This is a genomic window from Pseudoalteromonas sp. SD03 (assembly GCF_040937955.1).
In the GTDB taxonomy this organism is placed as follows: Bacteria; Pseudomonadota; Gammaproteobacteria; order Enterobacterales; family Alteromonadaceae; genus Pseudoalteromonas; species Pseudoalteromonas tetraodonis.
Window position 1 is genome coordinate 565,203 of sequence record NZ_CP162514.1, and the last position, 19,408, is coordinate 584,610.

Annotated in this window: 19 protein-coding genes; 16 read left to right on the forward strand and 3 right to left on the reverse strand. The window is 43.1% G+C overall.

What is annotated here, in order from left to right:
- Positions 1-6: 6 nt before the first annotated feature.
- The 3 genes from ABZP26_RS02700 to ABZP26_RS02710 are packed head-to-tail and all read right to left on the reverse strand — an operon-like array spanning position 7 to position 1,026.
- Positions 7-249, reverse strand: a complete 243-nt coding sequence (locus ABZP26_RS02700; RefSeq protein WP_008110702.1) for a hypothetical protein — start codon at positions 247-249, stop codon at positions 7-9.
- A 13-nt stretch (positions 250-262) separates the two neighbouring features.
- Positions 263-703: a hypothetical protein gene (locus tag ABZP26_RS02705; RefSeq protein WP_028834441.1), complete on the reverse strand. Its 441-nt coding sequence runs from the start codon at positions 701-703 to the stop codon at positions 263-265.
- Between the two features lie 5 nt (positions 704-708).
- Positions 709-1,026, reverse strand: a complete 318-nt coding sequence (locus ABZP26_RS02710; RefSeq protein ID WP_013464052.1) for a hypothetical protein — start codon at positions 1,024-1,026, stop codon at positions 709-711.
- Between the two features lie 575 nt (positions 1,027-1,601).
- Here ABZP26_RS02710 and mraZ point away from each other — a divergent pair.
- From mraZ to lpxC, 16 genes are all read left to right on the forward strand, one after another.
- The gene (gene mraZ / locus ABZP26_RS02715) at positions 1,602-2,060 is read left to right on the forward strand and encodes a division/cell wall cluster transcriptional repressor MraZ (protein ID WP_008110699.1); all 459 of its coding nucleotides are present in this window, start codon (positions 1,602-1,604) and stop codon (positions 2,058-2,060) included.
- A gap of 28 nt (positions 2,061-2,088) precedes the next feature.
- Positions 2,089-3,027: a 16S rRNA (cytosine(1402)-N(4))-methyltransferase RsmH gene (gene rsmH, locus ABZP26_RS02720; protein ID WP_138764655.1), complete on the forward strand. Its 939-nt coding sequence runs from the start codon at positions 2,089-2,091 to the stop codon at positions 3,025-3,027.
- Positions 3,024-3,350 carry a cell division protein FtsL gene (gene ftsL / locus ABZP26_RS02725; protein ID WP_008110697.1) on the forward strand — a complete coding sequence of 109 codons (327 nt, stop codon included), beginning with the start codon at positions 3,024-3,026 and terminating at the stop codon, positions 3,348-3,350. The genes rsmH and ftsL overlap by 4 nt, the downstream gene beginning before the upstream one ends.
- Positions 3,347-5,164 (forward strand): peptidoglycan glycosyltransferase FtsI, encoded by a 1,818-nt coding sequence (locus tag ABZP26_RS02730; protein WP_013464053.1) that lies wholly within the window; start codon positions 3,347-3,349, stop codon positions 5,162-5,164. The genes ftsL and ABZP26_RS02730 overlap by 4 nt, the downstream gene beginning before the upstream one ends.
- Positions 5,157-6,635 carry a UDP-N-acetylmuramoyl-L-alanyl-D-glutamate--2,6-diaminopimelate ligase gene (murE, locus tag ABZP26_RS02735; protein ID WP_368485608.1) on the forward strand — a complete coding sequence of 493 codons (1,479 nt, stop codon included), beginning with the start codon at positions 5,157-5,159 and terminating at the stop codon, positions 6,633-6,635. The genes ABZP26_RS02730 and murE overlap by 8 nt, the downstream gene beginning before the upstream one ends.
- Positions 6,632-8,020 (forward strand): UDP-N-acetylmuramoyl-tripeptide--D-alanyl-D-alanine ligase, encoded by a 1,389-nt coding sequence (gene murF / locus ABZP26_RS02740; RefSeq protein ID WP_008110694.1) that lies wholly within the window; start codon positions 6,632-6,634, stop codon positions 8,018-8,020. The genes murE and murF overlap by 4 nt, the downstream gene beginning before the upstream one ends.
- On the forward strand, positions 8,014-9,096 hold the full coding sequence (gene mraY / locus ABZP26_RS02745; RefSeq protein ID WP_008110692.1) for a phospho-N-acetylmuramoyl-pentapeptide-transferase: 1,083 nt from the start codon (positions 8,014-8,016) through the stop codon (positions 9,094-9,096). The genes murF and mraY overlap by 7 nt, the downstream gene beginning before the upstream one ends.
- The gene (murD, locus tag ABZP26_RS02750; RefSeq protein ID WP_128583520.1) at positions 9,097-10,431 is read left to right on the forward strand and encodes a UDP-N-acetylmuramoyl-L-alanine--D-glutamate ligase; all 1,335 of its coding nucleotides are present in this window, start codon (positions 9,097-9,099) and stop codon (positions 10,429-10,431) included. It abuts the gene before it with no gap.
- Entirely contained in the window at positions 10,428-11,603 is a 1,176-nt protein-coding gene (gene ftsW / locus ABZP26_RS02755; RefSeq protein WP_008465286.1) for a cell division protein FtsW, read from the forward strand. Before murD ends, ftsW begins: the two co-directional genes overlap by 4 nt.
- Positions 11,600-12,676 (forward strand): undecaprenyldiphospho-muramoylpentapeptide beta-N-acetylglucosaminyltransferase, encoded by a 1,077-nt coding sequence (murG, locus tag ABZP26_RS02760; protein ID WP_128583519.1) that lies wholly within the window; start codon positions 11,600-11,602, stop codon positions 12,674-12,676. The genes ftsW and murG overlap by 4 nt, the downstream gene beginning before the upstream one ends.
- A 42-nt stretch (positions 12,677-12,718) precedes the next feature.
- Positions 12,719-14,128 carry a UDP-N-acetylmuramate--L-alanine ligase gene (gene murC / locus ABZP26_RS02765; RefSeq protein ID WP_216712925.1) on the forward strand — a complete coding sequence of 470 codons (1,410 nt, stop codon included), beginning with the start codon at positions 12,719-12,721 and terminating at the stop codon, positions 14,126-14,128.
- Positions 14,125-15,045, forward strand: a complete 921-nt coding sequence (locus tag ABZP26_RS02770; protein ID WP_036956003.1) for a D-alanine--D-alanine ligase — start codon at positions 14,125-14,127, stop codon at positions 15,043-15,045. Before murC ends, ABZP26_RS02770 begins: the two co-directional genes overlap by 4 nt.
- Before the next feature lies 1 nt (position 15,046).
- Positions 15,047-15,808, forward strand: a complete 762-nt coding sequence (locus ABZP26_RS02775) for a cell division protein FtsQ/DivIB (protein ID WP_013464059.1) — start codon at positions 15,047-15,049, stop codon at positions 15,806-15,808.
- Between the two features lie 13 nt (positions 15,809-15,821).
- Entirely contained in the window at positions 15,822-17,054 is a 1,233-nt protein-coding gene (gene ftsA / locus ABZP26_RS02780) for a cell division protein FtsA (protein WP_013464060.1), read from the forward strand.
- A gap of 21 nt (positions 17,055-17,075) precedes the next feature.
- Positions 17,076-18,329 (forward strand): cell division protein FtsZ, encoded by a 1,254-nt coding sequence (gene ftsZ, locus ABZP26_RS02785; RefSeq protein ID WP_024601202.1) that lies wholly within the window; start codon positions 17,076-17,078, stop codon positions 18,327-18,329.
- A gap of 106 nt (positions 18,330-18,435) precedes the next feature.
- Positions 18,436-19,347, forward strand: coding sequence for a UDP-3-O-acyl-N-acetylglucosamine deacetylase (gene lpxC, locus ABZP26_RS02790; RefSeq protein ID WP_013464062.1), 912 nt, complete (start codon positions 18,436-18,438; stop codon positions 19,345-19,347).
- Positions 19,348-19,408 lie beyond the last annotated feature (61 nt).

A 19,408-nucleotide genomic window follows, 5' to 3' on the forward strand; every position in this document is an offset into this window, starting at 1 on the left:
TGACTTTTAAGCAAGTAGCTTTAATAACCAAGTGTATTTTTTTATCGTGTTAGCATCACCTTTAGCAGACTCAACTACAGCGCCAGCTGCAAACGCACTGGCGAGCCCCACTTTTGTTGCTGCAAAGCGTTTGGCTCTGTATTTTATAGCTGCAAGATGCTGACGTTTTAGCTCTGATCGCATAACAACTTCTTTATCTAGCTGTTGCACGCGAGCGTTCGGTGAGTTGATCAAATAATTGATTAACATAATAGTGTGTGCCTTATAATTTAAGCAGCTGCCTTAGGCTATTTAGCGTTTTAGTAAAGCCAATTTTTTTGCTTAGATAAACGGCGTTTCGCCACAGCCAAACTAAGCATAAAATTTGTAGGCTGATCACCACTGCAATGCTCAGCCAGATAGAGCTAAATAGATCAAAGGTGGCAAAGCCTACAATACCTAAAAACCCCACCCACAGTAACACCAAGCCACTGGCAAAACATCCTAGTAGAATGGTGATCAGTGCTAAGGATCTTAGCGACAGCTTCCACTCAGCTGTAGCCAGCTGATGCGTTAACTTTCCTTGTTGGTGATAATCATCCTTGAGCTGCGCTGCATAATCAGCAAGCTTAGCAACATGATCTTGCCAGTCATCGGCGTGTTTTGCCGATGACGGCGAATCTGTCCCTTGTGATTCACTTGGTGTTGAGTGTTGGTTTTGCATTAGTATTACTTACGACGAAACAGTGCTGTAACTAACATACCAGCAGCAAACGCCAGACCCGCCGTTGCTAATGGGTTTTCTGATGCGAGTTGACGCGTTTTAGACGAACACTCTGCTAGTTTCTCACGAGCGGCTAACTGCTTTTCATTAAGCGTTTCAGCTGAGCTGCTTGCGCCTTTACGAACACCATTTTCAGCTACCGCCGCTTTACTTGATAATGCATCAACTGCGTCATGCGCTGCTGATGTCGCTTTATCTGTTAGCGGTGCTTCAATCTCTTGTTTTGCATCAATAGGAGTTTTGCTCTTTGTTGCCGTAGCCATAATCAATCCTTAATAGTTTTTTAAAAGTAATTATTTAGATGCAATGATTAAACCAGTCTTTAACCTGTTGTTTTATATGAATTGTATTTTATTTACGAATTTTGAGTGGGTTTATAGCTGTAACTATTGCGACAACAGTTTGTAATTTTTACAAACTAGGACGTGTTGATCATTCGAGATTGATTTTTTTCTTTGTCCACTCAGTTACAAACCTCGCGACGCGATTAAACTGCATCTAGTTTGACCAAACTCTAATTCACAAAGGTCAGCAGGGCTCAAATAAATTGTAATTATTCACTGTTTATTCATTAAGCAAATAATGCCAACGAGCTAATAAAAAGCACGATAAAAAATTTTTTACTGGCTGATCAGATTTTTTATTAAACAATTCAATCGCTTTAATCGAAGCCTTATTTTTTCAGGCTTCACGGGGTGCTAAAGCTGGGTGACTTACTTGACAAAAAGGCTTGTCAAGCCCTAAACTGGAGCACTGTGGTAAAAAGTGGTGTTTAGTGGATCAAACTGGATCGGGTTAATCAAAAAGTTGATTAAAATAATTTTACAATAGGCTTTTTATGTTTCGTGGCGCAAGTTCACTGAGTTTGGATGATAAAGGACGTTTTGCGGTACCGACTAAGTACCGAGATACGCTATTGTCTGAAGATCAGGGAACGGTAATTTGCACAGTTGCACTCAATGAGCCTTGCCTTTGGTTATACCCTCTTGCTGAATGGCTAGAAATAGAAAGCCGTTTAGCAAAAATATCTAATATGAATCCTAGAGCACGACGGATGCAACGTATGTTGTTAGGTAATGCGACAGAATATCAGCTTGATAAAAACGGTCGAATTTTGTTGGCGCCTTCATTGCGCTCACATGCAGAACTTGGCAAAAAAATTATGCTGGTGGGTTTAATGAATAAATTTGAAATTTGGGATGAAGCACGTTGGCACGAGCAAATGCGCCAAGACACTGAGCTTGAAAGGCTCGGTGATTTTGAACCGAATGACGATTTAGATAACTTCACCCTCTAGCAGCAAAATAAAAGGCAAATAACAGCTAATGACAGCGCAATTTGAACACGTATCCGTATTAATGGACGAAACCATAGATGCACTTGCAATTAAGCCAGACGGCATATACATGGATGGTACCTTTGGACGTGGCGGGCATTCAGGGCAAATATTAGCGCGCTTAGGTGGAAGCGGTCGTTTGCAGGCCATTGACCAAGATCCACAAGCGATAAAGTCTGCTGAAAAATTTGCTGATGATCCACGTTTTTCAATTGCTCATTCTCGTTTTTCAAAGTTATACGAGGTAGCTGAGCAAAACGATCTTATTGGTCAGGTTGATGGCATTTTACTTGATATTGGTGTGTCGTCGCCGCAGCTAGATGACGCAGCGCGTGGCTTTAGCTTTATGAAAGATGGTCCGCTCGATATGAGAATGGATCCAAGTACAGGTCGCAGCGCAGCGCAGTGGTTAGCTGAGGCTGAATTAGATGACATTACTCATGTGATCAAAAAGCTAGGTGAAGAAAAATTTGGTAAGCGCATTGCGCACAAAATTTTAGAAGTGCGTGAACACACGCCAATCACTACCACTAAGCAGCTCGCTGATTTAGTCGATGAAGCCGTACCGGTGAAAGATAAGTTTAAACACCCTGCAACGCGGACTTTTCAGGCTATTCGTATTTATATCAATAGCGAATTAGAGGAAATTCAAACGGCATTACAAGCGGCGATTAAAGTTCTTAAGCCGGGTGGTCGCTTAGTGGTTATTTCGTTTCATTCTTTAGAAGATCGCATTGTTAAACAATTTATTAAAAAACAGAGTAAGGGAGAAGCGATACCCAGAGGTCTGCCTTTAACCGACGCACAAATAAATAAAAATCTGACGTTAAAAGCAGTGGGTAAAGCTATTAAACCAAGTGCTGATGAAGTGGCGCGTAATCCACGCTCTCGCAGCTCAGTGCTAAGGATCGCACAGAGGTTGGGATGAGTAAAAAAGCGAGCTATCGCCAACCCAATTTATTTCTTGAAATAATTAAAGGCCTAGGTGCGAACAAGATCACCTTGGCCTTGTTGGTTGTGATATTCGCATCAAGCTTGAGTGTGGTGCAAGTAACTCATCTCTCTCGAGCGCAATTAATTGAGCAAGATTCGTTGCTCCAAGAGCGTGACGAATTGGATTTAGAATGGCGTTATTTTTTAGTGGAAGAAGAGTTTTATTCACAACATGCGCGCATTGAAGAAGTGGCAACGTCACAACTCGAAATGAAGCGGCCAACCAGCCAAGATGAGCAGGTAATTATATTACAATGAGAATGCGAGGCAAAAAACCAGTCAATAACCTAATAGCATGGCGCTTTATTTTAGTGTGCGCGGTGATTTTTTTAGTGTTTGTGACCTTGGTATCGCGTGCTGCGTACTTGCAAGTAATTGAACCTGATAAAGCGCGCTCTGAAAGCGATAAACGTACGGTACGGATTGAAAAACTGCATGTGCAACGCGGGATGATTTTCGATCGTAACGGTAAAGAGCTTGCCGTTAGTGTGCCTGTGGTAAGCGTGTATGCGGATCCTAAAGCCCTGCATAAATCACTGGTTAGTAAAGTACTTAGGCAAGCACGCAAAAACGGTGAAGATCAGCAAACGCTTCGTGAAAATGTTGCTGAGTTAAATAAGCGTACCGCCCTGTATTATAAAAATGATTTACGCTGGCGTGAATTGGCTGATGTGTTGCGCATTGAGCCTAGTAAAATTAACACGCGATTACTTGATGATCCTACTCGTCGCTTTGTGTATTTAAAACGCCAAGTGACTCCCGCTGTGGCTAATTACATCGGTGATTTACGCCTACCTGGTATTCATTTATTGGATGAATCAAAACGTTATTACCCTGCTGGTGAAGTAAGCGCACATGTTATTGGGTTTACCAATATTGATGGTAAAGGCATTGAGGGCATAGAAAAGCTTTATGAAAATGCGTTAACCGGTGAAGAAGGTCGCCGTACCATTCGAAAAGATGCGCAAGGGCGTGAAGTTGAAGTACTTGATGAACGCGAGCGAGTAGAGCCTGAAAGCATTCAGCTAAGTATTGATCAGCGAATTCAAGCCATTGCCTATAAAGCAGTTAAATCAGCGGTATTAACTTATAAAGCGACTTCAGGTTCTGCCATGGTAGTAGATGTTAAAACCGGTGAAGTCTTGGCCATGGTCAATAGCCCATCATTTAATCCTAACAACTTAAGCGGGGCGGCTCCTCATAAACGTCGTAACCGCGCTATTACCGATTTGTTTGAACCCGGCTCAACTGTTAAGCCTCTAGCCATTTTAGCTGGATTAGACTACGGCACAATCCAACCGGATGACAAAGTTGATACCTACCCAGGCTGGATGCGCTTAGGGGGCAGCTTAGTACAAGATACCCGTAATCATGGCGAAATGACGCTGCGCGAAATTTTAAAATACTCCAGTAATATGGGAGTAACCAAAATAAGCCAAACAGTACCCAAAGAGTACTTTGTGGGCCTGTATCAAAAAGTGGGGTTTGGCAGTGATAGTGGTACTGGCATGGTAGGCGAAAGTAGTGGCTTATTTTACCCTAATCGCCGTTGGTCAGATCACGAAATTGCAGCGCTCTCGTTTGGTTACAATATTGCCGTGAGTACCGCGCAAATGGCACGTTTTTACGCCATGTTAGGGGCAGGCGGGGTTAATCGTCCGCTTACTGTACTAAAGCAAGATTCTATACCTGAAGGTGAGCGTGTCTTTCAACAAGAAGATGTTGAAGCCGTTGTCCATATGATGGAAAGCGTATTTGAAGAAGGCGGTACCGCACGCCGCGTTAAAGTGGATGGTTACCGCGCTGCTGGTAAAACAGGCACCTCTAAAAAAGCCGCCGCAGGGGGCTATGGTGACGAATATGTAGGTTATTTTGCGGGCATTGCCCCTGCGAGTAACCCGCGATTAGCCGTTGTGGTATTAATCAACGAGCCCGGTGGAGATGTTTATTATGGCGGCGCAACAGCAGGTCCAGCGTTTGCAGAAATAATCTCTAATTCATTAAGAATTTTAAACGTTGCCCCAGACAAAGACTCGGTGGCATACGTGAAGGGCAAAGATGATGGTGCGTGATTTACACTCAATTTTAAAACATTTAGAAATAGATGCAGCACGTTTAATGGTAAACGAGCTGCGTTTAGATAGCCGCGATGTAAAACCAGGTGATGTGTTTGTGGCGATAAAAGGGCACCAGTTAGATGGTGGGCACTTTATTAGTAAAGCAATTGAAAATGGTGCCAGTGCAATTATTGCCGACAGACTGTGTGAATTTGAAAGTGATTTTGAGCCGCTTTATTTAGTCTCAGAGTTGAATAAGAAACTGCCTGTATTGGCGAGTCAATTTTACCAACAACCGAGCAAGCACTTAGATTTAGTTGGCGTAACGGGCACCAATGGTAAATCGACTACCACAGCAATGATTGTTCATTTAGCGCAATTTTGTCATACCCAAGCCGCTATTATTGGCACCTTAGGTTACGGCCATCCAGATAACTTAACACCACTGCAAAATACTACGCCTTCAGCAGTCGATTTACAGCGTATTTTAAGCGACTTAAAAAATGAGCAACACCAATTGGTTGCTATGGAAGTGTCATCGCATGGTTTGGTACAGCACCGTGTTGATCAATGCTATTTTAAAGCTGCAGTGTTTACTAACTTGTCGCGCGATCACTTAGATTACCATGGCGATATGCAAAGCTATGGTGATGCTAAATTAATGCTGTTTCGTGATTTTGATGCTGACCATGTCATTCTTAATCAGGATGACGGACAAGCAGAGCAATGGATTGAAAAATACAGCTTTAATAGTCTTATTTGTTATGGCCGTAAAAACTTAGCCCCTAAAAATGCACAGTTTGTGTATTTTTCAGATGTTCAGTATTCAGCAACCGGTATTTCGGCGCAATTAACTACTAGCTGGGGTGATGTTGCCATAAAATCACCGCTGTTTGGTGAATTTAATCTTTATAATTTAACGGCTGCGTTAGCAACGCTATTAGCGCTAGGCTATCCATTAACACAGTTAGTAGCAGGATGTGAGTATTTACAGCCGGTAGCCGGCAGGATGCAAGCATTTACAGCGCCAAGTATGCCTACTTGCGTTGTTGATTATGCGCATACGCCAGATGCGTTGGCTTTAGCGTTACAAGCGCTGCAGCAACATGTACCAGGTGGCGTGAGTTGTGTGTTTGGTTGTGGCGGCGACAGAGATAAAGGAAAGCGTGTACTAATGGCACAAGCTGCAGAGCAGTTTGCAGACAAAGTGATCATTACCAGTGATAACCCACGCTCTGAAGACCCTAATGACATTATTAATGATGTAGCTGCGGGATTAGAGCATCCAGAAAACGCTCATTTAGAGGCCGATCGCGGTGCCGCGATACAATTTGCTATAGATAACGCAAAAGCCGGTGAGGTTATTTTAATTGCCGGTAAAGGGCATGAAGACTATCAAATTATAGGCGATAAACGCATCGATTTTTGCGACCGCCAATTTGTACAACAACAATTAAAAAAAGCAGTAAGAGGGTCTCAAGCATGATCCCAATGGATTTTGATTGGCTAGCTAATGTGCTAGCAACCGATTATCAAGGTGATAATCGCAAGGTGATAAATATAAACACCGATACCCGTACTTTGTGTGATGGTGAAGTGTTTTTGGCGCTTAAGGGCCCAAATTTTGATGGCCATAAATTTATTGAACAAGCAAAACAAAAAGGCGCTATAGGCGTGATTGTCGATCACGCTGTTGATACCGATATTGCTCAATTTGTAGTTGCCGATACCCGTATTGCATTAGGCACAATTGGTACAGCAGTGATGGCGCAAGTTGCACCTAAAACTATCGCTATTACTGGCAGTGTAGGTAAAACAACAGTTAAAGAAATGTGTGCCGCTATTTTATCAAGTAAAGGGGATGTATTAGCCACTAAAGGTAATTTTAACAACGACATTGGCGTACCGTTAACTTTACTCAGATTAGAGCCACAACATCGCTTTGCGGTTATTGAATTAGGCGCTAACCACATAGGTGAAATTGCGTACACCACCGCGATGACCAAACCGGATGTAGCTGTGGTATGTAATGTTGCTGCTGCCCACTTGGAAGGCTTTGGTAGCCTGCAAGGTGTGGCACAAGCAAAAGGTGAAATTTACGACGGATTAAAAGAGGATGGCATCGCCATCGTCAATTGTGATAGTGACTTTAGTCAATATTGGCTTGATAAGTTAGCAACGCGCAATATTAAATGTTTTTCGAGTAGTGAAAAGCTCGATATTTGGGCTGAAGACATCAGCCTAGATGCACAAGCTCGCGCAAGCTTTACTTTGTGCACCAAGCAACACAGTGTGCCGGTTAAGTTAGCACTGCCAGGTAAACACAATATTAGTAACGCGCTTATTGCTGCGGCGTTAACAAGTGAGTTTGACGTGTCACTTGAGGACATTGCCAGCGCGTTAGCGACAATGGGTGAAGTTAAAGGACGGGTTAACCTAATTGAAGCCAGTGATTCACTCACCATTATCGATGATACATACAATGCCAACGTAAAGTCGGTGAAAGCTGCGATTGATTTACTTAGTGATATTCAAGGTCATCGTATTTTGGCACTCGGTGATATGGGTGAACTTGGCGAAGATGCCCGTAAATATCATCAAGAAGTCGGTGAATACGCATTAGCGCAAGGCATTGATGAGTTATTTACACTCGGAGTATTAAGTAAATGTGCCAGTGATGTATTTGGGCTGCCAAATCGCCATTTCTCTAATCGTGAGCAAATGCTGCAGCAAATTCAAAACAGCATTAGCAAAGTAGATAAAAAAATTACCCTTGTCGTGAAAGGATCACGCAGTTCTCGCATGGAGCTTTTAGTAACCGATTTAGTTAATGGCCAGCAACAAGCCATCAATGGAGTATCATCATGTTAGTTTGGCTGGCTGAGTATTTAACTCAATATTATAGTGGCTTTAATGTTTTTTCGTATTTAACCCTGCGTGCCATTTTAGGTATTTTAACCGCATTGATGATGTCGTTGTATTTTGGTCCTAAGTTAATTCGTGCGTTGCAACGCATGCAAATAGGGCAAACAGTACGTGATGATGGTCCGCAATCGCACCTATCTAAATCGGGTACACCGACCATGGGTGGCTTACTTATTTTAGGAGCTATTTTTACCAGCACATTATTATGGGCAGACTTGTCTAATAAATACGTATGGGCCACTTTATTTGTAATTGGCTCATTAGGTATTGTGGGCTTTATTGATGATTACCGTAAGGTGATCCGCAAAGATCCAAAAGGACTTATTGCAAAGTGGAAATACTTTTGGCAATCGGTAATTGCACTGGTTGTAGCCACTGCGCTTTACATGAGCAGCACACAAGCGACAGAAACATCTCTTGTTGTGCCATTTTTTAAAGATGTACTGCCACAGCTGGGGCTGTTTTATATCGTGATCACCTACTTTGCGTTGGTGGGCACGTCCAACGCGGTTAATTTAACCGACGGTCTAGACGGTTTAGCCATTGTACCTACTATTTTAGTGGCTGCAGCACTGGCCATTATTGCTTACTTAACGGGTAATATTAATTTTTCGGCTTATTTGCATATTCCGCATTTACCACTGGCGAGTGAGTTGGTTGTGGTATGTACCGCTATTGTAGGGGCTGGGTTAGGTTTTTTATGGTTTAACACGTATCCGGCGCAAGTATTTATGGGCGATGTAGGCTCATTAGCACTGGGTGGTGCATTGGGGATTATTGCCGTACTTGTTCGCCAAGAGCTGTTACTGATTATTATGGGGGGCGTGTTTGTAATGGAAGCGCTATCGGTAATTTTACAAGTTGGCTCTTACAAATTACGTGGGCAACGCATTTTTAGAATGGCGCCTATTCATCACCATTACGAACTTAAAGGTTGGCCGGAGCCACGCGTTATTGTGCGCTTTTGGATAATTTCTATTGTGCTGGTACTCGCTGGCCTTGCGACATTAAAGATCCGATAAATGCAGTATTTAAACGAGATAAAAAATAAACACATAACAGTGCTCGGACTCGGTGTAACCGGTCTGGGCATTGTGCGTTTTTTATTATCTCAATCAATACAGCCTTATGTGGTCGATAGCAGAGAGAATCCGCCAGGTGTTGATTGGCTCAATCAGCACGCACCTCAATTAAAAACTCACTTTGGTGACCTAGAAAATGCGGCGCTCAGTGCTTGCGATATGATTATTATTAGTCCTGGGCTGAGCTTAAAAACACCAGCAATTGTTAAGGCAATTAACGCAGGCGTTGAAGTGATTGGTGATGTTGAGTTATTTGCGCGCATTAATAGCAAACCAGTCGTTGCTGTAACCGGCTCTAATGGTAAATCAACCGTAGTAACACTTGCCTACGAAGTATTAAAAACCGCAGGTTATAAGGTGGCACTCGGTGGCAACATTGGCACAGCGGTACTGGATTTGCTTGACGGTGACTTTGATGTATTTGTATTAGAGCTATCGAGTTTTCAGCTTGATACCACACGCAGCCTAAAAACCACCAGTGCAACCGTGCTTAATATTTCAGAAGATCATCTCGATCGTTATGATAGTTACCAATCCTATATAGATTCAAAACTAAGTATTTATAATGGTGCTGAACACATAGTGATTAATGCTGACGATAAGCAAACACACCCTGTGAGTCGCACGTTAGCACCACAACTGAGCTTTGGTGAAACACAAGGCAATTACCACTTAGCACAGCACAATAACGAAGCGTACTTTATGGTAAAGGACGAAGCTTATTTACCAGTAAATACTTTAGCCGTTGTGGGTAAGCATAACTATTTAAATACCTTGGCAGTGATGGCGTTACTCAGCCCATTTACAATTACTAAGGCGCATTACAAAACCGCATTATCTCAATTTAATGGCTTAGCGCACCGTTGTCAGTTTGTGGGTGAGTTTAATGGCGTTAAATACTTTAACGACTCTAAAGCCACTAATGTAGGCGCAACAGTGGCGGCAATAGATAGTTTAGCGGGTAAGCACAAAAACCTAGTCGTGATTGCTGGTGGTGATGCTAAAGGTGCGGATTTAGAGGTGTTAAAGCCTTATATTGAAAAGCATGTAAAAGCGCTGATTTGTTTTGGTAAAGATGCCAAAGATTTAGTGGCACTCAGTGCTAAAGGTCATTTAACCAATAATATGTCTGAGGCTGTGACGCTTGCAAAGCAATTAAGTAAATCGGGCGATACCGTTTTACTCGCACCTGCCTGTGCCAGCATTGATATGTATAACAATTATATGCAACGCGGCGATGATTTTGTGCAATGTGTATTGCAGGGGCAGTCATGATTGCTTTTGCGGATATTAAAGAGGCTCTCACCCCTAAACCTTCAGCGCAGCTTTATGATGTGCCACTGCTTTATTGCATGCTAATGCTGATTGGTGTGGGCTTTGTGATGGTAACCAGTGCCTCAATGCCGACAGCCGATAGACTGTTTGGTAATATTTATCATTTTACTATCCGCCATGGCATTTTTTTAGGGCTATCGTTTTGTTTATTTTGCATTAGTACTCAAGTACCTATGTCGTGGTGGAAAAAAGCTAACCCCTATTTATTACTAATCGGTTTAGTACTGTTATTAGTGGTACTTATTGTAGGACGTGAAGTCAATGGTTCGACCCGCTGGATACCCGTAGGACCGTTTAATATTCAAGCCTCGGAGCTCGCTAAGTTGTTCTTCTTTAGTTATATCGCAGGCTACTTAGTACGTAAGCGCAATGAAGTTCAAGAAAACATAAAAGGCTTTGCTAAACCCATAGCGGTATTTGCAGTTTATGCAGCACTTATTTTAATGCAGCCCGATTTAGGGACTGTGGTGGTGATGTTTGTTACTACGGTTGGTTTGTTGTTTTTAGCCGGTGCCAAGCTTTGGCAGTTTTTTGCACTTATTTTAACCGGTATTGCGCTAGTGGTTGGGCTTATTGTGTTAGAGCCATATCGTATGGCGCGTGTGGTTGGCTTTTTAGAACCTTGGGATGACCCTTTTGGCAAAGGCTACCAATTAGTGCAATCACTAATGGCTTATAGTCAAGGCGATTGGTTTGGCCAAGGCCTAGGAAACAGCGTACAAAAATTACAATATTTACCAGAAGCGCACACCGACTTTATTTTTGCTGTTATTGCTGAAGAGTTAGGTTTTATGGGGGTGCTGAGCATTTTAATGGTACTCGGTACTTTAGTATTTAGAGCTTTACTCATTGGCCAAAACGCGCTTAAAAACGGCAAAGAATATGAAGGCTACTTAGCCTTAGCAATTGGTATTTGGTTTGCGTTTCAAACCATGGTTAATGTGGGCGCCAGTGCCGGTATTTTGCCAACCAAAGGATTAACCTTGCCGTTTATTTCTTATGGTGGCTCAAGTTTATTAATGATGACCATAGCAACCGGTATTTTATTACGTGTAGATTTTGAGACCAAGATGGCAACGAAACAAGCCACGTCAGGTGGAGCTAAGCGATGAGTAAAAAAATAGTCGTTGTAGCAGGGGGCACAGGTGGACATATTTTTCCAGGGATTGCCGTTGCTGATTATCTCAAACAGCAAGGTTGGCAAGTTAGCTGGATAGGCACCCCAGATAGAATGGAAGCCAGTGTCGTGCCCAAGCACAACATAGAAATTGATTTTATTGATGTAAAAGGCGTGCGAGGGAATGGTTTAAAACGCCTTATTAAAGCGCCATTCATGGTTATTAATGCAATATTGCAAGCGCGTAAGGTATTAAAACAACAACGCCCTGACGTCGTTTTAGCAATGGGGGGGTATGTAACTGGCCCAACAGGTATTGCGGCAAAAAGCCTAGGTATTCCTTTGGTGATTCACGAACAAAATGCCGTAGCAGGCATGAGCAATAAATGGCTAGCGAAATTTGCGAATCGCGTGTTAGCGGCTTTCCCTAGTGCTTTTGCCAGTGGAAAGGCTGAGCTGGTGGGTAACCCTGTGCGTCAGAGTGTGGTTGATATACCTAAGCGGGAAGTATCAAGCCCAATCAATATGCTTGTTGTGGGTGGCTCGTTAGGTGCGCAAGTACTCAACCAAACACTGCCAGAAGCATTTAAGCGCTTGAATGATACTTGTGCCATTAATATTTGGCATCAAACCGGTAAAGGGCACCTTGCTAGTGTAAGTGAAAGTTACCAGCAGCAACAAATGGGCAATGAGCAAGTGACCGTTGCTGAATTTATTGATGATATGGATACCGCTTATAGCTGGGCAGATATTGTGATTTGTCGTGCGGGTGCGCTTACGGTAAGTGAAATTGCCGCAGCGGGTAAAATGGCGGTATTTGTGCCGTTTCCACACGCGGTTGATGATCATCAAACAGCCAATGCACAGTATTTAGTAATGGCAGAGGGGGCGTTATTAATGCCACAGGGGCAATTTAATAAGCGCAGTATTGTTGAACTTTTAAGCCCCTATTTAGCCGAACCTTTATTAATAACTAAAATGGCTGGCAAAGCAAAACAGCAGGCTATTTTAGATGCCACAGCAAGCGTAGCGATGCACTGTGAGCAAGTAACAAATAAGAGAACATAAGTGAAACAGACATTAGCAAAAGAAAAATATACACGCCCAGCGATGCGCCGCATTGAAACTATTCACTTTGTAGGAATAGGCGGTGCAGGCATGGGCGGCATTGCAGAAGTACTTGCTTTTGAAGGTTACCGTATTACCGGTTCAGATATAGCTCACAGCGCAATGACTGAGCGTTTAATTAAAGCCGGTGCTGAAGTATTTATTGGCCATCATGAAAATAACGTAAAAGACGCCAATGTGGTGGTGGTTTCAAGTGCAATAGATAAAACAAATCCTGAAATTCAAGCCGCGCAAGCTGCGCGTATTCCGGTGGTTCGTCGTGCAGAAATGTTAGCTGAACTGATGCGCTTTCGCCACGGTATTGCCATTGCGGGCACCCATGGTAAAACGACCACAACCAGCTTAATTGCGAGCATTTATGCACAAGCCGGGCTCGATCCAACCTTTATTATTGGTGGTTTGCTTAACAGTGCTGGCAGCAATGCTAAGGTAGGTAAAAGTGACTTTTTAATCGCCGAAGCAGATGAAAGCGATGCCTCATTTTTGCACTTACAGCCTATGGTGTCGGTGATCACTAATATTGAAGAAGATCACATGGAAACCTACGGCGGTAGTTTAGAAAAAATGAAAGATACTTATGTTGAATTCATTCATAACCTGCCGTTTTACGGGTTAGCGGTGGTGTGTATTGATTCAGACGTTGCTGCTGAATTGATCCCCCGTTTTGGTCGTCCGGTGATCACTTATGGTGAGTCACACGAGGCTGATTATCGAATGAGTGACTTTAGCCAAACAGCGAACACATGCCAATTTACGGTGACTAATAAACAAGGTGAGAGTTTAACCGCCAAGCTGAATATGCCGGGTAAACATAATGCCCTTAATGCAACCGCAGCGATTGCCGTGGCTAAAGATCAAAATATTGCGAATCATGCAATTTTAGCGGCTTTAGATACTTTTGAAGGTATTGGCCGTCGTTTTCAGCACTACGGTGAATTTGAAAATGAACGCGGCAGCGTGATGCTTGTTGATGACTATGGTCATCACCCGTCAGAAGTGGCTGCTACCATCACCGCAGCACGGGAAGGCTGGCCTGATAAGCGTTTAGTGATGGTGTATCAGCCGCACCGTTATACGCGTACTCGCGATTTATACGAAGATTTTGTTAAGGTATTGGCTGAGGTTGATCAGCTTTTATTACTCGATGTTTACAGTGCTGGCGAAGAGCCGATTGTTGGCGCTGATAGTAAGAGTTTATGCCGTAGTTTGCGCCAGCGTGGCAAAGAGCCATTACATGTAGCCTCAAGCTCAGAGCTTGCGGGTGTACTTGCCAACTGCCTACAAAATAACGACCTAGTGCTCACACAAGGTGCGGGTAACATAGGTCAGCTAGTTAAAAATTTAGCAGCCACGAATATGTCGATAGAAAAATTAAAGCAAGGTGAAGTATGACGCAGGTAAATTCCCAGTTTGGTAAAGTAGCGGTGCTGCTAGGTGGAAACTCAGCAGAGCGCGACGTGTCATTAAAATCTGGTCAAGCGGTATTAAATGCGCTCTTAGACGTTGGCATTGATGCGATAGCGTTTGATCCACAAAATCGTTCGTTATGGGAATTAAAGTCGTTAAACGTTGATCGCGTTTTTATTGCTTTACATGGGCGTGGTGGTGAAGACGGCACGGTACAAGGTGCTCTAGAATTTATGAACCTGCCGTATACCGGCAGTAATGTTCTGGGTTCGGCACTGGCAATGGATAAAATTCGTTGTAAGCATTTGTTTAAATCGGCAGGCTTAAGCACCGCACCTTATGCCGTGGTTGATGCTAAAAAAGGCTTTGATGCCAATGCCATTATGGCGCAATTTAAAAAGGTAATGGTTAAGCCATCGCACGAGGGCTCCAGTATCGGTATGGCGCAAGCAAGCTCTGCAGAAGAACTTGAAGATGCGCTCACTAATGCATTTAAGTTCGACAGCCAAGTATTGGTAGAGCAGTGGATCACGGGTCGTGAATTTACCATTACGGTCTTGGGTGATGAAGTACAACCTGTGATTGAAATGAGCACCCCAAACGGATTTTATGACTACCAAGCTAAATATCAGTCAAGTAGTACGCAATATCATTGCCCTGCTGATTTATCACCATCGGATACTCAAAAATTACAAGCGATGGCGCTTGATGCGTTTGATTTAGTAGGTGCAAGTGGCTGGGGACGAGTCGATGCGATGCAAGATGAACAAGGACATTTTTACTTACTAGAAGTGAATACCGTACCAGGCATGACAGAAAAATCATTGGTGCCAATGGCAGCAAAAGCCAACGGGGCAAGTTTTGAGCAATTAGTTGTTCGCATTTTGGAGCAAACCCTTTAATATGCATCCCTTTTTAGAGAAAGCGCAGCAACTAAAACAGCAACTTAACTGGTCGCTGATTTTTGGAGTGAGTTTTTTTCTAGCCGTGGTGATAGGGTTAATTGAAATAACCAGTGGGGTTTCGCACTGGTTAGTTGAAAATAAAGATGCACAAATTAAGCATTTAACGGTGCTGGGGAACCCTAAGTACACCGATGAAAAAGCAATAACAGCGGCAATAAAAAAAGCAGATTTAAGCAGTTTTTTTGAGCTAAACGTAAAGCAAGTTCAGCATTTAGTACAAGAGCTGCCTTGGGTTGCAACGGTATCGGTAAGAAAGCAATGGCCTGATACCATTCAAGTTTACGTGGTAGAACATCAAGCGGTTGCTCACTGGAATAGTGACTTGCTGATTAATCAAAGCGGTGACGCGTTTGAAGCAAAAAGTGATAAATTAAGTGCCACTTTACCCCAACTATATGGGCCAGAGGGCAGTGAAAAAGAAGCATGGGTAGCGTTTAAACAGTTTGATGAAATGCTCAAAGTCAATGCATTAACGCTCACTAGCCTTGCGCTATCTGAGCGGTTTTCGTGGCAACTTTGGTTAGATAACGGTGTGCGTTTAAATTTAGGACGCAAAGATAAAGCCAAACGTGTACAACGTTTTATAGACGTTTATTCACGTATAGAAAAACGTGCTGATGCACAGATAGATGCAATTGATTTACGCTACGATACCGGCCTTGCAGTGAGCTATAAGCCACTGCAAGAACAGCAATTATAATAAAGAGTAAGGCATGACTAAGTCAGCAGAAAGAAACCTAGTGATTGGATTAGACGTTGGCACTTCTAAAGTAGTGGCCACGGTAGGTGAAATCACCACAGATAACAAGCTCAGCATTGTTGGCGTGGGGAGCCAAGTATCTCATGGAATGGATAAAGGCGGTGTTAACGATTTAAATTTAGTGTCTGAGTCTATTCGCCGCGCTATAGATGAAGCCGAATTGATGGCTGATTGTCGTATTAGCTCGGTTTATTTGGGTATTTCTGGCAAGCATATTCAGTGTCAGAACGAAAGCGGTGTTGTGGCTATTAATAACACCGAAGTAACCGATGAAGACATTGAAAATGTAATACACATTGCTCGTTCAGTGCCAATTTCAGCTGAACGCAAAATGTTGCATGCTTTGCCGCAAGAGTACAGCATTGACATGCAAGAGGGGATTAAAAACCCACTCGGCATGAGCGGTGTGCGCATGGAAGCACGCGCGCACATTATTACCTGCTCCAACGACATGGCTAAAAATATAGAAAAATGTGTTGAACGTTGCGGGCTTGAAGTTGACCAACTTATATTCACAGCGCTTGCTTCGTGTTATTCCGTACTGACGGATGACGAAAAAGAGTTAGGTGTTGCGGTGCTTGATATTGGTGGTGGTACTATGGATATCACTATTTATATTAATGGTGCGCTGCGTCATTCGGCGGTTATTCCGGTGGCAGGTAACCAAGTAACCGGTGATATTGCAAAAATATTTCGTACACCTATATCACATGCTGAGTCACTCAAAGTACAATATGCCTGTGCAAGTAGCCAAATGGCGAGCAGCGAAGACACGATTGAAGTGCCAAGCGTAGGTGGGCGACCAGCAAGACTGATGTCTAGGCACACGTTATCAGAAGTGGTTGAGCCACGTTTTAGAGAATTATTTGAACTGGCGATGGAAGAAATTCGTCGTTCAGGATTAGAAGACCAAATTGCAGCAGGTCTCGTCATTACTGGCGGAACTGCTAAAATGACTGGCGCAATGGAAGTGGCTGAAGATATTTTTCAGATGCCAGTAAGAATAGGTAAACCAATTGGTGTAGTAGGTTTAACTGATTATGTTGATGATCCATCGTACGCAACCGCTGTAGGTTTGTTACAATACGGGCGTACTATGCAGTCGATGAATGCACAAAAGTCGAAAGCGGATGATAATAATAATTGGTGGAACCGCATCACAAAATGGTTTCAAGGCGAGTTTTAGTACTCAAGTCGGAGAGTAAATATGTTTGATATAATGGAACAACACAGCGAAGAAGCTGTAATAAAAGTAATCGGTGTTGGTGGCGGCGGCGGTAACGCAGTTGAGCACATGGTAAAACAACAAATAGAAGGTGTTCGTTTTATTGCAGCGAATACGGATGCACAAGCATTACGTAATTCAGCCGCTGATGTAACGGTACAATTAGGTACGCAAATAACCTCTGGGTTAGGTGCGGGTGCAAACCCTGAAGTAGGCCGTCAGTCGGCTGAAGAAGACGCAGAAACGATTCGTGCCAGCCTTGAAGGCGCCGATATGGTATTTATAGCGGCAGGTATGGGCGGCGGTACAGGGACCGGAGCAGCGCCAGTCGTGGCTAAAATTGCTAAAGAGCTGGGCATTCTAACCGTGGCAGTTGTAACGCGTCCATTTGATTTTGAAGGTAAAAAACGTGCTGCTGCTGCAGAGCAGGGGATTAGCGAATTGTCTGAAATCGTGGACTCGTTAATTACTATTCCAAATAACAAATTACTAAAAGTATTAGGTAAAGGGACAACTTTACTGGATGCGTTTGCTAAAGCAAATGACGTATTATTTGGTGCGGTACAGGGTATTGCTGAGCTAATCACACGCTCGGGTCTAATTAACGTGGATTTCGCCGACGTACGTACTGTTATGTCTGCAATGGGTACAGCCATGATGGGGACTGCATCTGCCTCGGGTCCTGATCGTGCACAAGAAGCAGCAGAAGCGGCTATTTCAAGCCCATTACTAGAAGACGTTGATTTAACCGGTGCTAAAGGTATCTTGGTTAATATTACTGCCGGCATGGATATCGCGATTGAAGAATTTGAAATCGTAGGTAATCACGTTAAGGCGCTAGCGTCTGAAAACGCAACGGTGGTTGTGGGTGCGGTAATCGACCCTGAAATGACAGACGAGCTACGTGTAACGGTTGTTGCAACTGGCTTAGGCGGCGATCGTCGTCCACAGTTTGGTATTGTAGATAATGGCTTTAAAAAAGCATCAGGTTCTGATGTAGCCAGTTCAAGCACGCAAACAAGCAGCAGCATGTATGTTCCTAGCTTTGCAAGCCAAGGCGCAAGTACAGAAGAGCCTGCAACGACTACGCAAACAGAATCAAAAGAGCAAAGCACATCGACGAGCTCTTCAAGTTCTTCAGCGAATACGTCGTCAAGCAGTGCTAAGAAAACAGATAAATCTGAAGGTGGCGATTATTTCGACATCCCTGCTTTTTTACGTAAACAAGCAGATTAATAAAAAACAGTACTTTTGTGCGAAATGTGAACGAATATTGTAGTTATACCGTATTTATGCTACACTCCGCCGTCTAACTGTAATATATACTAAAGTGAGCGAACCTATGATTAAACAGCGTACGATTGCACAAGTAGTCAAAGCCATAGGAATTGGACTTCATAAAGGTGAGAAGGTCACAATAACTCTCCGACCAGCGAGCGCAAATACTGGGATTGTATTTCGTCGTGTCGACCTTGATCCGGTTGTTGATTTTGAAACAACACCTGAAGCCGTTGGCGATACGCAATTGTGTACCTGTTTAATTAACAAAGATGGCGTTCGCTTATCGACTACTGAGCACTTAATTGCGGCGGTTGCGGCAATGGGTATCGACAATCTAATTGTTGAACTTGATAGCTCAGAAGTACCAATAATGGATGGTAGTGCATTGCCATTCATTTATTTATTACAAAAAGGCGGCATTGAAGAGCAAAATGTTGCAAAACGCTTTATTCGTATTAAAGAAAAAGTACGTATTGAAGAAGGTGATAAATGGGCCGAAGTAGAACCTTACGACGGATTCCACATCGATTTCGAAATTGCTTTTGATCACCCTGCAATCAATGAAAGCCGCCAACGTGTTGGTTTAGATATTACGGCACAAAGCTTTACTGAAGAGATAAGCCGTGCGCGTACTTTTGGCTTTATGAAAGACATTGAATACATGCATGCGAACAACCTAGCACTAGGTGGCAGCATGGATAGCGCAGTGGTACTTGATGAATTTAAAGTTTTAAATCCGAATGGTTTGCGTTACGCAGACGAGTTCGTCAAGCATAAGATACTAGACTGTGTAGGTGACATGTTTATGACAGGTCACAACCTTTTAGGCAAAGTAACCGCATTTAAATCAGGCCATGATTTAAATAATAAGTTACTACGCAAAATTATGGCAACAGAGTCAGCATGGGAGTGGGCAACCTTTGAAACGCCTGTGACGATGCCTGCACCCGGCCTTGAGCTAGCTAACGCCTAATTAGTTAATCACTTATATACAGTTATAAAAAATGACGCTTATTAGCGTCATTTTTTTGTTT

Coding starts and splice junctions, on each gene's coding strand:
- ABZP26_RS02700 (WP_008110702.1), bottom strand. CDS start 249: ATGTTAATCAATTATTTGATCAACTCACCGAACGCTCGCGTGCAACAG.
- ABZP26_RS02705 (WP_028834441.1), bottom strand. CDS start 703: ATGCAAAACCAACACTCAACACCAAGTGAATCACAAGGGACAGATTCG.
- ABZP26_RS02710 (WP_013464052.1), bottom strand. CDS start 1,026: ATGGCTACGGCAACAAAGAGCAAAACTCCTATTGATGCAAAACAAGAG.
- mraZ (WP_008110699.1), top strand. CDS start 1,602: ATGTTTCGTGGCGCAAGTTCACTGAGTTTGGATGATAAAGGACGTTTT.
- rsmH (WP_138764655.1), top strand. CDS start 2,089: ATGACAGCGCAATTTGAACACGTATCCGTATTAATGGACGAAACCATA.
- ftsL (WP_008110697.1), top strand. CDS start 3,024: ATGAGTAAAAAAGCGAGCTATCGCCAACCCAATTTATTTCTTGAAATA.
- ABZP26_RS02730 (WP_013464053.1), top strand. CDS start 3,347: ATGAGAATGCGAGGCAAAAAACCAGTCAATAACCTAATAGCATGGCGC.
- murF (WP_008110694.1), top strand. CDS start 6,632: ATGATCCCAATGGATTTTGATTGGCTAGCTAATGTGCTAGCAACCGAT.
- mraY (WP_008110692.1), top strand. CDS start 8,014: ATGTTAGTTTGGCTGGCTGAGTATTTAACTCAATATTATAGTGGCTTT.
- murD (WP_128583520.1), top strand. CDS start 9,097: ATGCAGTATTTAAACGAGATAAAAAATAAACACATAACAGTGCTCGGA.
- ftsW (WP_008465286.1), top strand. CDS start 10,428: ATGATTGCTTTTGCGGATATTAAAGAGGCTCTCACCCCTAAACCTTCA.
- murG (WP_128583519.1), top strand. CDS start 11,600: ATGAGTAAAAAAATAGTCGTTGTAGCAGGGGGCACAGGTGGACATATT.
- murC (WP_216712925.1), top strand. CDS start 12,719: ATGCGCCGCATTGAAACTATTCACTTTGTAGGAATAGGCGGTGCAGGC.
- ABZP26_RS02770 (WP_036956003.1), top strand. CDS start 14,125: ATGACGCAGGTAAATTCCCAGTTTGGTAAAGTAGCGGTGCTGCTAGGT.
- ABZP26_RS02775 (WP_013464059.1), top strand. CDS start 15,047: ATGCATCCCTTTTTAGAGAAAGCGCAGCAACTAAAACAGCAACTTAAC.
- ftsA (WP_013464060.1), top strand. CDS start 15,822: ATGACTAAGTCAGCAGAAAGAAACCTAGTGATTGGATTAGACGTTGGC.
- ftsZ (WP_024601202.1), top strand. CDS start 17,076: ATGTTTGATATAATGGAACAACACAGCGAAGAAGCTGTAATAAAAGTA.
- lpxC (WP_013464062.1), top strand. CDS start 18,436: ATGATTAAACAGCGTACGATTGCACAAGTAGTCAAAGCCATAGGAATT.